This window comes from Sediminitomix flava, from assembly GCF_003149185.1.
In the GTDB taxonomy this organism is placed as follows: Bacteria; Bacteroidota; Bacteroidia; order Cytophagales; family Flammeovirgaceae; genus Sediminitomix; species Sediminitomix flava.
The window spans coordinates 920,401-934,371 of record NZ_QGDO01000002.1; the positions used below are offsets into that span (position 1 = coordinate 920,401).

9 protein-coding genes are annotated in these 13,971 nt (G+C 36.4%); 6 read left to right on the top strand and 3 right to left on the bottom strand.

All coding sequences use genetic code 11. The features are described from left to right. Positions 1-15 precede the first annotated feature (15 nt). The gene (locus BC781_RS10875; protein WP_109617472.1) at positions 16-2,637 is read right to left on the bottom strand and encodes a beta-mannosidase; all 2,622 of its coding nucleotides are present in this window, start codon (positions 2,635-2,637) and stop codon (positions 16-18) included. 610 nt (positions 2,638-3,247) lie between these two features. Here BC781_RS10875 and BC781_RS10880 point away from each other — a divergent pair. The 4 genes from BC781_RS10880 (at position 3,248) to BC781_RS25405 (ending at position 10,208) form a co-directional block, all read left to right on the top strand. Then, positions 3,248-6,289 carry a SusC/RagA family TonB-linked outer membrane protein gene (locus BC781_RS10880; RefSeq protein ID WP_109617474.1) on the top strand — a complete coding sequence of 1,014 codons (3,042 nt, stop codon included), beginning with the start codon at positions 3,248-3,250 and terminating at the stop codon, positions 6,287-6,289. 9 nt (positions 6,290-6,298) lie between these two features. Continuing rightward, positions 6,299-7,813, top strand: a complete 1,515-nt coding sequence (locus tag BC781_RS10885) for a RagB/SusD family nutrient uptake outer membrane protein (RefSeq protein WP_109617476.1) — start codon at positions 6,299-6,301, stop codon at positions 7,811-7,813. A gap of 89 nt (positions 7,814-7,902) precedes the next feature. Beyond that, complete coding sequence (locus tag BC781_RS10890; RefSeq protein WP_109617478.1) at positions 7,903-9,762, top strand: hypothetical protein; 1,860 nt, start codon at positions 7,903-7,905, stop codon at positions 9,760-9,762. 263 nt (positions 9,763-10,025) lie between these two features. Continuing rightward, the gene (locus BC781_RS25405; RefSeq protein ID WP_146201673.1) at positions 10,026-10,208 is read left to right on the top strand and encodes a hypothetical protein; all 183 of its coding nucleotides are present in this window, start codon (positions 10,026-10,028) and stop codon (positions 10,206-10,208) included. 61 nt (positions 10,209-10,269) lie between these two features. Here the strand turns inward: BC781_RS25405 and BC781_RS10895 are convergent, their stop codons facing one another. Together BC781_RS10895 and BC781_RS10900 are read right to left on the bottom strand one after the other, a co-directional pair. Further along, positions 10,270-10,716: a hypothetical protein gene (locus BC781_RS10895; protein ID WP_109617480.1), complete on the bottom strand. Its 447-nt coding sequence runs from the start codon at positions 10,714-10,716 to the stop codon at positions 10,270-10,272. Next, positions 10,694-11,176 carry a hypothetical protein gene (locus tag BC781_RS10900; RefSeq protein ID WP_109617482.1) on the bottom strand — a complete coding sequence of 161 codons (483 nt, stop codon included), beginning with the start codon at positions 11,174-11,176 and terminating at the stop codon, positions 10,694-10,696. Before BC781_RS10900 ends, BC781_RS10895 begins: the two co-directional genes overlap by 23 nt. A gap of 126 nt (positions 11,177-11,302) precedes the next feature. Here BC781_RS10900 and BC781_RS10905 point away from each other — a divergent pair, with 126 nt between their 5' ends. Both BC781_RS10905 and BC781_RS10910 read left to right on the top strand, forming a co-directional pair. Beyond that, the gene (locus tag BC781_RS10905) at positions 11,303-12,223 is read left to right on the top strand and encodes a helix-turn-helix domain-containing protein (protein ID WP_109617485.1); all 921 of its coding nucleotides are present in this window, start codon (positions 11,303-11,305) and stop codon (positions 12,221-12,223) included. A 112-nt stretch (positions 12,224-12,335) separates the two neighbouring features. Further along, positions 12,336-13,751 (top strand): ankyrin repeat domain-containing protein, encoded by a 1,416-nt coding sequence (locus BC781_RS10910; RefSeq protein WP_158281444.1) that lies wholly within the window; start codon positions 12,336-12,338, stop codon positions 13,749-13,751. Positions 13,752-13,971 lie beyond the last annotated feature (220 nt).

A 13,971-nucleotide genomic window follows, 5' to 3' on the forward strand; every position in this document is an offset into this window, starting at 1 on the left:
AAAATTTGTTCGTGTTTAGAGTGCTTTGGTAAAACTGTCAACTAAAGACATCATTTGTATGTCTTCTTTTGTTAAGGTCTGATCGGTTGTGATTTTTATAGAATATGCTTTATGAGCTAAAAGGTCAAAGTAATTGTCTGAGAAGAATGCTTTCTCATCATTACAGCTTAACATCAGATTTTTGACTGTTGTATTGGCTTTAATACTTAATTCATATCCGTCTTTCGTTTTCGCTAAATTGAACTTGTAAGTAGGTTCTTTTAAATTTAAATCTTTAGGTGCATTAAAGAAGAAAGTATTTTCATAACAAAGCTTACCATCTTGTTTTACTTCCATGGCCAAGACTAAATCTCTTTTATTGTAGCTATCTAAAGTGCTTTCTAAGAATGCGTCAATATTTTGCTGTTCAGCAATTACTTCCGTTGAAGCCATTGCTTTTGCATTGATGTCATACTTTTTTGTTTTCAATACTTTCCCATCAAGGGTCTGATAGCTTAAACTTACTTTTACTTTTTGTTCTTCGACTTTATCATTCAATACATAGACTCCAAATTTTCCATATTCATTATATGCAGAGGCTATAACAGGAGCAAAAGCTTTTTTCATGAAGTATTGAAGCGCTTTCCATTTTCCGTAATAATCAATAGAAGACCAAGACATCGTTGGCCAAGAATCATTGATTTGCCAGAAAATAGTCCCCATTGTTTGAGGTCTTCTTCTGTGGTATTCTGCTGCAAGTTTGACTCCTTCGGCTTGTGTCAGTTGAGATTGGTAAACGAAGCTTTCAAAATCTTTTGGCTTTTGGTAATAATAATCTCCAATCAATTGCATACGCTGATTTCCTGGGAAAGAACGTTGTCTGAAATCCATCAGCGCAGAATTCATCCCGAAATCGCCTTCAGCTTGACTTGCAAACTGTTCGATAGATGACAACTCAGGGAATGATTGGAAGCCATATTCTGAAACAAATCGGCCTGCATTTCCATAAAATACAGCATGTGGAGAAGTACCAAACCAAACACCCCAGAAATGGTCATCTCCTTTATGATGATTTGCGGCTTGTCTTTCATATTTTTTACCCCAACCTGCTTGTGGAGAAGAAGCCCAATACTTTCTATCATGATCTAATTCGTCTACAACAGATGGCAATAACTCATAGAAAAGTTTTTCATATTCTCTTTCCATCGCTGTAGAATCTACTTGTGAAAAACCATATTTTTCCATCCATTGCCAAGGCACCCAGCCTGTCTCAATTTCATTGTTTCCTACCCAAAGTGCAATTGAAGGGTGATTTCTAAGACGTTTTACATTTTGTTCTGCTTCCACTTTTATATTGGCAAGGAATGCCGAGTCAGCAGGATATTGTGTACAAGCAAACATAAAGTCTTGCCAAACCAAAAATCCATATTCATCACAAAGCTCATAGAAAAGGTCATCTTCATAAACACCTCCGCCCCAAACTCGCATGATATTCATATTTGACGTTTTGGCAGCTTCTAAAATATCTACATATTTTTGCTTGGTTACTCTAGGCAAGAAATGATCATTCGGAACCCAATTTGCACCTTTGGCAAAAATGTCTTTTCCATTTAATCGGAATTTAAAACTCTCACCATGTTCATCTTCCTCTTGCACAAGTTCTAGGGTTCTTACACCAATTTTATGAGAGATAACATCTTGTACTCCTTCCGATTTTACAATTCCAGTTATTTCATAAAGGTGCTGATTTCCTAGGCCATTTGTCCACCAAAGTTTAGGATTCTCGATCTCAAAATCTACAGTAGCTTTTTGCTGATTACCTTCTTTGATTTCTATGGTTTTGCTAGCTACAGTTCCAATTCCATTGATGTGAATCTGAAGTTCTGCTTTTAGCGTTTCTATGGTTTCAAGTTCGAATTCTGCTGTAAAAGTGGCTTTCTCTTTTGAGACCTGATGTTGAACAATATGGAAATCTTCAATTTTTGCTTTATTCCAAGCTTTCAGTTTTATAGGTCTCCAAATTCCCATTGCTACAAGTCTCGGAGCCCAATCCCAACCGTATTGATATGCTGCTTTTCTAGTGACTGGAGCTGTTTGTTTTCCAATTTCAGCTTTTTCTGCTACGGTAGGATAAATGTGATCGTATTTAGCTAATCGTTCTTCTCCTACTTTTGAAATAGAATGAAATGTGATTTCTAGTGTATTTTCTCCTTCTCTAAATAAAGACTTGTCTTTAATGAACCATGTACGGTGCATATTTTCGGCATAAAATACTTCTTGGGCATTCAGTTTTACAGTCGCGTAAGTATCCAAACCTTCAAATACTAATTCAAGTCCATCTGACTCAAACATTTCTTTGCTGATTTTAAAAGTATTGGTGTAAGTCCAATCTTCTCTTTCAACCCAATAGGTAGAATCTTCATTGAAACGGTAGAAAGGTTCTTCAATTTTATGATTGGATAATAAATCGGTTTGAACAGTTCCAGGAACTTGTGCAGGGAGTGGCTGTTGATAATCGGGATGAGTAGTGCTACTAAAAAACCAATTTTCATTTAATTCCAATTGGAGTATATCTGATTGTTGTTCCCGACTTGAAGTTTGTTTGCAACCCGACCATAACAGTAGGGGCAGTAAGAGAAAAAGAGAGGCTGATTTCATATAAAAATGAATAAAAATCCTTGAATGTAGATACTATGTAGTAATAATAGTTATTCACACACTTTTAGGAATTAATTATTCAAAAATGTACTACAAATAAATTAAAAAGTATTGATTTGTATTAAACAACACTTCTCAAGACCAATGAATACAAATTACAGACGATCTATTTTACAGCTTAAACAATACATCAAACAATTCAACAACAACCATTAAACACACATTATCAATTATTTAATAAAAAACCTATACTTTTTTGAATCAAAAAATAGTCAAATATGAAAATGAAATTAAAGCAATTATTAATAGATATAATTTTATATCATTTTAAACCACACTTCATATAATCGATCTATTTCAGGTCATTTTCAAGCTAAAAATTGGGTTTATAATACTAAAAACGATGATCATACACTTATCACAGATACTTTTCAACGTATTAGTGATACATTCTTGATTTTTCCATTTTTAAAAGTGTAAGCCCTACTATTATTGTATCTGTAAAGTGAAACGAAGGACAGTCTGCGCACTTCAATTGATACTGTTTTTCAATTCCTTTTAACTATGAAACACTAAAAAAATATACGATAACTTTTTTACATGAACAGATATGAAGAGTTTATCACCATCAAGGACTAGTCTAAGAATACTAGTCACATTTTTATCACTTTTCTTTGGAACATCTGTAGCTGCTTTAGCTCAAGAAACAATTATCACTGGTAAAGTTAGCGCTAGCGGTGAAGTGTTGGCAGGTGTGAATGTCGTGGTCAAAGGAACCACAAATGGTACTATTTCAGATTTTGACGGAAACTTTAAAATATCAGTTCCTCAAGACACTGAAACATTAGTTTTCTCATTTATAGGTTATAAAACAATTGAAGAGCCAATTGGGTCTCGTTCTTATATTGAAGTCACACTTGTTGAAGATGCTGAACAATTAGAAGAGATTGTAGTGGTTGGTTATGGTACCATGAAAAAGAGTGACCTTACTGGTGCTGTAAACACGGTAACAATGGATGACCTACCTTCTAGACCAACTGCAAATGTGGAAGAGTTATTACAAGGTCAGGCAGCAGGTCTTCAGATCACAAACTCTTCTGGGCAACCAGGTAGCTCCGTAAATGTACAACTAAGAGGGGTTAGTTCACTTACAGGAGATAGCAGTCCTCTACTTGTTGTAGATGGATTCCCGATGGGTGGTGCAGGAAATTTGAAGCAAATCAATCCAAACGACATCCAATCTATTGAGATTTTGAAAGATGCATCTGCATCTGCCATTTATGGTTCTAGAGGTGCCAATGGTGTAATCATGATCACCACGAAAAGAGGTAAGTCTGGTAAGATGAATGTAAACTTTAATTCTAGAGTTTCAGTACAGACTCCTCCTTCAAACTTTAATACCATAAATGACCCTGCCTCTTTTGCACTTATCTCTAACGAAGGGCGTACCAATGCAGGTATGATTCCACTTTATAATGGAAGCAACTTTTTAGGAACTTACTATCCTTCTGTTAGCGAAATCCAAAGTGGCGAATGGGGACACAGAACCGATTGGGCTGATGTTGTCTACAGAAATGCTTTGGCTCAAGATTATAACTTCTCTGCTAACGGTGGTACAGAAACTTCTCAATATTACTTCTCTCTAGGTTATTTAGGGCAAGAAGGTATGAACATTGGGGATGAATACAAGCGTATAAATGCTCGCTTTAGTTTAGATCAAGAGATTTTTAGAAATGTAAAAGCGGGTTTTAATATTATATTCTCAAATACAGATCAAGATAATAGTGCTGGTGGTGGTATTGGTCGTTCACCTGTATTCCCTGTATATGATGAAAATGGTGATTATTTCAGAATTGGAAATCAAGATTTCTACCATCCAATTATCCTAGCAGACGAAGTTTTGAACAAAAATAGAGGTACTGACTTTATATCAAACTTGTATCTGGATTGGGGAATTACCGACGACTTAAAACTGAGAACTCAACTTAACTACAAAAACGGTAACTCGGTATCTGACCTTTATGAGCCAATCGGAAAAACTTGGAACGGTAACGAATGGAATGGATACGGATCAATATCGAATTTCACAGACCATGATATCTTAAGTGAAACTTATTTGACTTATAACAAAACAGTTTCAGATAAACACAGAATCACTGCTATGGCAGGTTGGAGTGCTCAAAGATATGAAATGAGAAATAGCCAACTAGTGGGTAAAGGCTTTGTGAATGACAATCTGCAAAACCAAAACTTGTATGCAGCTGACATTATGGAAACTACCAACAGCTACCAAGCAAGTACACTTCTTTCAGCGATCAGTAGATTAAACTATGTCTTTGATGACAGATACCTCATCACCGCTACAATGAGAGCTGATGGTTCATCTAAATTTGGTCAAAATAACCGTTGGGGTTACTTCCCGTCAGTAGCATTGGGTTGGAATCTGCACAAAGAAAGCTTTATGCAAGACATTGAAGCGATTAGCTCATTTAAAGTGAGAGCTTCATGGGGTCAAGCAGGTAATCAAGGATTAGATCCTTATCAAATTAATGAAAGATATGGAACGGCTCGTTATCCGAATGCTGGCGGAGGATGGAGCACAGGATTTGGCCCTGGAACATGGTACACCCCAGATTTCATTTACAAATACTGGCAAGGAATGGCGAATGGTGAGCTGAAATGGGAAACGACAACAACTTCAAACTTAGGGGTGGACATTAGCTTGTTTAACTCTAGAGTTATGCTAACTGCTGAAGTTTATGATAAATATACAACCGATCTTCTACGTAGTGAGCGTGTAGCTCCTAGTGCAGGTTATGATGAAGTATTGGTAAACGATGGAGCTGTAAGAAACAATGGTTATGAAATCAGTTTAGATGTAGCCATTTTCACTGGTGATGCTTCAGACTTTGAATGGAGTGTGAAAGGTACATTCTCTCAAAACCGAAATGAAGTAGTTGAAATTGGTAGTCAGAACCTAGTATGGTTTGGAGGTGATGTAGAACGATTTAGATCGCCAGTTAATGTCTTGATTCCTGGTCAACCAATCGGTGCTTTTTATGGCTATAAAACCAATGGAATCATTCAATCTGTAGAAGAAGGTTTAGAAGCTGGTTTGAGAGGAGATGAAGCTAGACCTGGTGAAATTAAATATGTAAACCTACAAGGCGATGAAGTAGATGCTGATGATCGAACTGTGATTGGTAATCCTAATCCAGACTTTATCTACAGTATTTCGTCAAGTATGCGTTACAAAAACTTTGATTTTAGTTTCTTACTTAACGGAGTTAATGGCAATGACGTTTACAACATGACTCGTTTTGAAGGAGCAGCTCAATTAAATCGATGGACTCCAGACAACCCTACCAATGCTTATCCTAGCTTAAATGACAATAGACTTTATAGAGCTTCAGATTGGTGGATTGAAGACGGATCGTTCTTACGTATTCAAAACATAACTCTTGGTTATACGATGCCTCAGAAAGTGAATTGGATTCAGAATTTGAGAGCATACGTCTCAATTGACAATCCTTACATCTTTTCAAAATTCCAATATGGTTTTGACCCAGAAGTAGCAGCAAATGGTATCCACTGGGGAGGTTATCCGCAACCTACTACCTATTCTTTTGGTCTGAATGTAACCTTGAAATAATCTGAAATCATGAAAAAAATCTTTAGAAATATATTCCTAGCCGCTGCTCTTTTAGGAGCTTCTTCTTCATGTAGTCTTGATGAAGATCCGTATGGATTCCTTTCAAAAGAGACTTTTTATCAGACACCAGAAGATGCAGAGTCAGCATTGACATACTCTTACGCAATTATGTCTCAAATTGAATACTATTCGAGACACTACATTATTGCGACAGAAGTTCCATCGGAAAGCTTAACCATCAAACCCGATGCAGGAGCAGATCAACATGCTTTAGATCGCTTAAACATTAACAATACCAATGGTATTGCTGAAGATATGTGGCGTTATCCATATATCGGGATTAATAGAGCCAATGCTGTTATTGAAAATGTAAAAGACATTAGCGGACTTAGTAAGACAAGAGAGGCTGAAATAGTAGCTGAAGCTAAATTTCTCCGTGCTTTACATCATTTCAATTTAGTACGTTTCTTTGGTGATGTTGTCATCAGAGATGTGCAAGTAGACTCTAAATCTGGCGTTCCAAAAGGTCTAAGTCCAATGTCTGATGTATATACTTTCATTGAAGAAGATTTGTTAGCTGCTGAAGAAGTGCTAAGTACAGATCGAAACTATGGAAGAGGAAATAAAGTAGCAACTTGGGCTCTCTTGGCTAAAATGTACTTACATATTGCTTCTTCTGCTCATACGGGTGTTGAAGGCTACAATTGGGTTACAAGTAGTCAAGAATACTACACAAAAGCAGCTACCTATGCAGGCAAAGTACTACATGAGCAATCAACTTATATGTTCGAAGATGATTTGTTGAATACATGGAATGTTGATGCGAGATACGATGCTAAAGAACACATATTTGTTTCAGCAACTGATCGAAGCGGATTGGTAGAAGGAGAGTACTCCAAATTGCCAATCATGTTTACACCAAATGCTGAAGGTGCTTCTCAAATAATCTTACCAAACGGAGTAACCATTAGAGGTGGTGGATTTGAGCACTTCTGGATTGAAGATAGCTTCCGTTCCACTTTTGAATCAGGAGATAAAAGAAATGAAGAAATGATCTTCTCATCTATTACTGTTCCAGCAAGCGGAGATGATGAAGAAGATAAAGAGCTGTACTACCCTGGAGGTGGTCTAATGGCTGCATTCCCAATCAAATTTTTAGATCCAAATCAAGAAGGCGAACAAACCTCTTGTGACACACCAATTCTACGCTATACAGATATCATGATGGTATATGCAGAAGCCGTAGGTGCTACAGGTGAAGCTTATGCAATCATGGATCAGATTAGAAGCAGAGCAGGTTTAGCTCCACTACCAGCAGGCATGTCTGACGATGATTTTAGGACTGCTATTCTAAAAGAAAGATCATATGAACTTGCCTTTGAAGGTCAACGCCTATTTGATTTGAGAAGAACCAATAGCATGGAATCAGTATTGGGCGGCGAACATGGTAAAACTCTTGAAAAAGGAGTTTACTACTTTGAAATTCCACAGACAGAGATTGATTCAAATCCAATGATTCCTTAATCATGGAATGAAAGCTTTGTCAGAAAAAATCCTTCTGACAAAGCTACTCCTCTACATTTTTTAGATGACTTTATTAAAACATAGGAAAAATGAGAACTAGAAATATATTTTTACTTTTTGCTTTATTCCTAGGTATAGGAGCTTGTCAACCTGAAGACCCAAATGAGTTGATGAGTCAAGAAAGAGCAATCATTTCATATTTTATTAATGGGGTACAAATAGGTCCAGCAGATATTACAAGAACGACTTCGAAAGCAGAAATGACTATTTATGTAATCGAAGGAATGGACCTTTCAAATGTGACTCCTGTTATCGAAGTCTCGCACGGAGCTTCGATTTCTCCAGCATCGGGCGAAGCCATCGACCTTTCTTCAGGCTCTTTCACTTATAAAGTAACAGCACAAGGCGGTCTGACTCGCGACTGGACACTTACCGTACAACCATTTGAAAATCTAATACATGGTAAGTGGTATGTAGGAAAACCAATGCAATTCTTTTACCACATCGGACCTGGAGAAGATTGGGGTTGGTCAGATACAAAAGCTTTGGAAAACAATATGCCTACAGTAGCTCCAGCTTCAGACAACACTTTGGAACTAACAACTACAGGTATTGATGGAAATGGTAATTTAGTAGGAACAGGTTCTTACGATGCAGGTGAAGATGGAATGTATGAATCATTCATTTACTCAAGTGATTGTAATGGGCAGGTAGACTATACGCCTTTCTATGGAAGAATGCCTCAAGGTGCTTTTAACTGGGTGCTTGACCTTAATGAAGATAAGTTAATCTTAACGACAGATAACAATGAAGAATATTCATTGCCACTGGAGTGGGATGCCGATGAAAACAGCGAAAATCCATACACTGTTTTCCGCCTTCCATTTGCACCAGAGGCACACGTTCTAGGCTGGCAAGATTGTACATACAATGAGTTGGAGTTAAATTATGGTCAAAAGACTTGGTATACCTTTGTGAAAGAAGGCTACACTCTTCCTGGTGATACAGGTGGACCAGGTAACGAACCTATCATTCCATCATATTCGCCAATTTCATTGAATGGTAGTTGGGGTATCACAGAAATAGGTTTCTGGCCTAGCGGAGATGCTGGTATTTGTGCAGACTTTGACAATATCATGACATTCTCTAATGAGTTCTATGATGAAACAAGTGGTATTTTATCAGGAGATTTCACATATACTGCAGGTGCTGATGGAGAACTTACAAACGTACAAGATGTAGATGGTGATTGGGTCGTATTCCCTACTGCGGGTAGTTTTGAGCTTAAAGTACTTCAAGACCCTCTAGATACAGAAAGCCGTCAGTACTGGACAATGAAATACATTGCTACAGACGGAACAGAAGTTGTTGTTGATAACCCTGTAGAAGGTTCGGGGAATGATCAGATTGTTTTAAAATTCAATGGCGGTCAATTGTCTGACGGGAATGCTACCGATGCACATTGGTATAAGTTTGGCAGAGGGCATGTTGGTGAAAACCCTTGTTTAGCTCCTGCTCCAGATGAATTCCTTACAGGTAATTGGGGCGCACATTCAGCTACTTCAGCAATATATGAATACACTGACAACCATTACCCTGTAGCGGGTACAGAAGCTACTTTAGATGATACGTATTCATTCTCAGATGTAACCGTATCAGATGATGGTAGAACTTGGACAGGAACAATCACTGTAGATCATGGCGCAGATGGAGAAACCTTTGACGCTGGCGATTATACACTTAAAACAGGTACATTTACCTACGTTTACCAATCAACAGATGAATGGGGTGGAGTAATCGGTACATTCACTCTAAATGTTGATGGAAAAGAGATTTCTTACACTGAATCAAAACGATACGGTGATGAAAGCTATTACGACTTCCAAATCAAGTTCCCTCATGAAGCTTCGCAATGGGGAGATATGTATTACCGTCTAACCAAAAAATAGCATCAAAGCCTAAAATCCGATAAGACTCATTTCAATTGAGTTTTACATATAATATACTTAAGCCTTCACTATCCCAATCATTGTGGAAAGTGAAGGCTTTTTTAAATAAAAGTAGTTTCTCCTCATTCTACTTATCCAAAAAAATCCCTAAATTATTAAACCTATTCCCTTATGATTTTTCTCTCTCTTAACTTTTGAAGCATAAGGAATAGTCACTTGAAATTTTTCAAGTTCTATTTTTTACCAAAAACTAATTATTAAAAATGTATTATTATCCACACACACCCGCATTCAAAGGAATGTGGTTTCCTATCACCGTATTTGTCATATCATTTATGATTACAGCTTTAGCTCTCACATTTGGAGTAAAACCAAAAGTTGATAAACCCAAGCGATTATTAGCAAATACGACGGTTACGCTTTCTTTAGAAAACACGAATTCTTAACTATAATAAAACCCCATAGTAGCTAATACTGTGGGGTTTTTCATTTCTTATAAACTCACAATTAATTTAGACTTCCTTCTAATTCATATTGAGATAAGTCATTTATGATCTGCACTTTAGCTCCCCAAGTCTTTCTAAGGTCATTGAAAAAAATATGATCACCACCTTCTTCAACGGTAACTGGAATACTAATCGTTGAGTAATCTTCTAGAGATAGAATCACATAACTATCAACCCAATCAGATTCACTTTTTTGAAAATCTACTTCAACTATTTGTTCATAAGGAATTATGATAACAGGCTCTTCTAATAGATTACTAAAAACTACTACTTTTTCATCTGTGAAAAAGTATACACCTTCTTCAATATCAAAAGCTGCATCTGAATACCAGTAATGAATATGGTCGGTCGGTTCAACAAGCTGATTTTCTTCTATAAAATCAATATAATTTTGACTCAACTCATTCCCTGAAAGTATAGTAGTTTCAGTAGTAAAGGAACCTATCACGATTAGAATAATTAATACAAAACTTAAAAAAACCTAAGACCCCATATCCTAAATAAGTCTTTAATCCTTTAGGTTGATCTGGATCAATTTCGCCAATCTCTACTTGATGCTTATAATATTTAAAACAAGCTATCATCCCTTTAAAATATAGAATTCCGAAGATGATACGACCAATACCACCGGAAAGCTGTCCATCAACGATATTGATAAAAACACTAAGCAAGAAATAAACAAATAATGCAACTGATGCAAAACGTTTCTTTCGATATACCCCTAGTGCTAAAAAACCAAGTATAAAAGCATCAAAGAAATTATATGTACTCAAACCCAATTTCTGAGCTACATTTTCATTTAACATCGACATTACCGTCAATATTATTGTAATCACCATTGAAAATAATGCAGCACCCCAAGCTGTCTTAATATTTTTTTCAACCTTCTTTAATTCTTCTTGCCTCATAAAAAATCTATTTCTCCAATTATTAAAAAATGTATTTTTTGAAGTTTCAAATTAAATAATAAATTGGATTTATACAGTCGAAAAATCGATTATTAAACGCCAATACCTCAAAGCCAAATAGATTCTTTGAAACACTTTAAAACCATATCAGCATATTGTAAAGCCATTGGTATTTCAGAGCCATTACATCCGCATTTTGACATTCGAAGTTTTGAAGAAAATATGGGAAAGGTCATCTCGAATATGCCTCCTTTCCGACATGAGTTCTATTCGATAGCGATCAAAGCCAATGGTGAAGGAAAGGCTATTACAGGACACAATACTGATTTCCCCGAAGGTGTAACCGTATTTTTTAATTCTCCATTTCAGATTACCTCTTGGGATATTGTTCCCAATTGGACAGGCTTTTACATTATGATTTCTCAGGATTTCTTGGCTTCATCTCATCATTTTGAGAAATTATTGGACGAGTTTCCTTTTCTAAAAATTGATGAATCAATTCCTTTTGAGATTGATCCTAAAGACTTACCCGAGATTTTAGCCATTTACAAACGGATAAAGGAAGAATATACAAGCGACAAAGCTGACAAATTTCAGTTTATCGAAGTTTACGTCTTGTTACTACTCAACCAAGTGAAGCGGTTATTCAACAAGCAAGTTGATGCTAATCTTGCCTCTAAACAGATTCGTACGGCTGATTTGAAAATGCTTTCTCGTTTTCAGAAACTAATCAAAACAAGTTTCTATCCCGACACAGAACTCCTAGCAGATGTAAATTTACATTCGCCGTCTTATTATGCCGAAATCTTGAGTGTTCATCCTAATCATCTAAACGCTGTTGTCAAATCGATTACAGGGCATACCGCATTACGCCACATCCATAATCATATTTTAAAACTCGCAAAAGCAGAATTGGCTCAGACCAACGACAGTGTAAAAGAAATTGCATATAGGTTATATTTCGACACGCCAAACCGTTTCAGTTCTTTCTTCAAAAAATACACTGAAAAGACTCCTCTAGCCTACCGAAAATCAAAACAGCTTTGATTTGAATACTTGCTCCTTTGTTTTTAAACCTTCTTTCCTTTTCAAACTTCAGAACTTTGCTTTTGTACAAATCCTTCAAGGAAATTGTTGATAAGTAAAAGTTTTGATGAAAATGAAAGATAAAGCAAATAAAACATCGAATATATTGTCGAAAATAGGAATGGTCACATTGAGTATTTCACTTATTATCTTCCTGTTTTCCTTTATCCCAAAACAAGAAACACCTAGCAAATCAATCTCAAATAATGATGTTGAAAGCTTTTTGTATGAGTGGTTTGCCAATTTTGATCATCACCCCGATGTAAATGAATTTTTAGAACACATCGCAGAACCTGTAGATATGGCATATCCCGATTTCCCTATTCGTTCAAAAGATGATTTTAAAAATTGGTACAATCAGATATGGGAAAGTATTACTTGGAATAGACATGCACTCCAAAATGTGGAAATTATAACTAAGGATGATACAAATTGGCAATTAAGTTATGATATCATTTGGAAGGCTGTAAACAATGAAGGAGATAGCATACAAATGTATATTCATCAAGATGCTTCGATCAAAGAAAATAATGGCATTCTTCAATTCACGAAACTAAGAGCCTACGAAAGAAATATAGAGCATCAAGAAACACACTTGACTGCACTGATGAAGGCTGCAGGATATGGAGAGGTTTCTAAAGTCAAAAACTTACTGAATAATGGTGCGAACCTTTTTACCATTGACCCCATCACAGGAACAAGCGTTGTTCACTTTGCAGCACAAGGGGGAAATGTAGAAGTCATGAAAATATTGGTAGAAAATGGAGCAGAATCTATCATCAACCTTCAAGCTGCAAGCAACGGATTCACCCCTCTTATGGTTGCTACATGGTATCAGAACCCAGAAATGATTCAGTACCTACTCACACTAGATCACATTAACCCTCTCATAAAGGATCATTATGGAAGAATAGCAGCAGATTTCCCTGTAGTTGCAAAAGGCTATGACGAACTTCACCCTATTGACCAAAAGATCAAAAGTATTTTCAAGGAATATTTCGAGAAAAGAGATCAATACATAGCTGATAAATTTGAAGCGGATGGATTTACACCCAAACGACTACCAGAAGATGTAAACATCCGAATTCCTAATGGAAACAAAGGAAATGATTATCATACAGCAGCACTTGTAGCGGCAAGAGATAACCATCTAGAGCTTTTCGAGAAACTAGTCATAGATGGAGCAGATTTGACTTTAGAAGGCGAACCGATGAAAGCCGTAGTGACTCACAAAGCTGCCTACAGAGGAAATCCCGAAATTATGCGATTGATTGTATTCCATCCCGATTTCGATAAAATCAAAAATGCACAAGGCCCTACAAATGGCTATACACCTCTTCACGATGCTATCTGGCACGGACATACTGAAACAGCTAAAATCTTAATCGATGCAGGAGTGGATACAACGCTTAGAGCATGGGATGGAATGACACCTCTAGAGTTGGCTAAAAAATTAGATTATCAAGATATTATTCAGCTTTTCGAATAAGATAACTCTAGTCTATAAATGACTTTAAGATTGAAACAGTTCTTCAGCCTAAATACTCATATTTTCGGGTCTGAAGAACTGTTTTTTGTTTCTACTTTCATTTATAAACTCTTAGAATCCTTAATTGCCCACTGTAAATGTAAAGGGTAAATTCACTCAAATTCCTTCATAGACTCGCTACACCGTTCTCAAATACGCCTCAAAATTATCAAATCTTTGA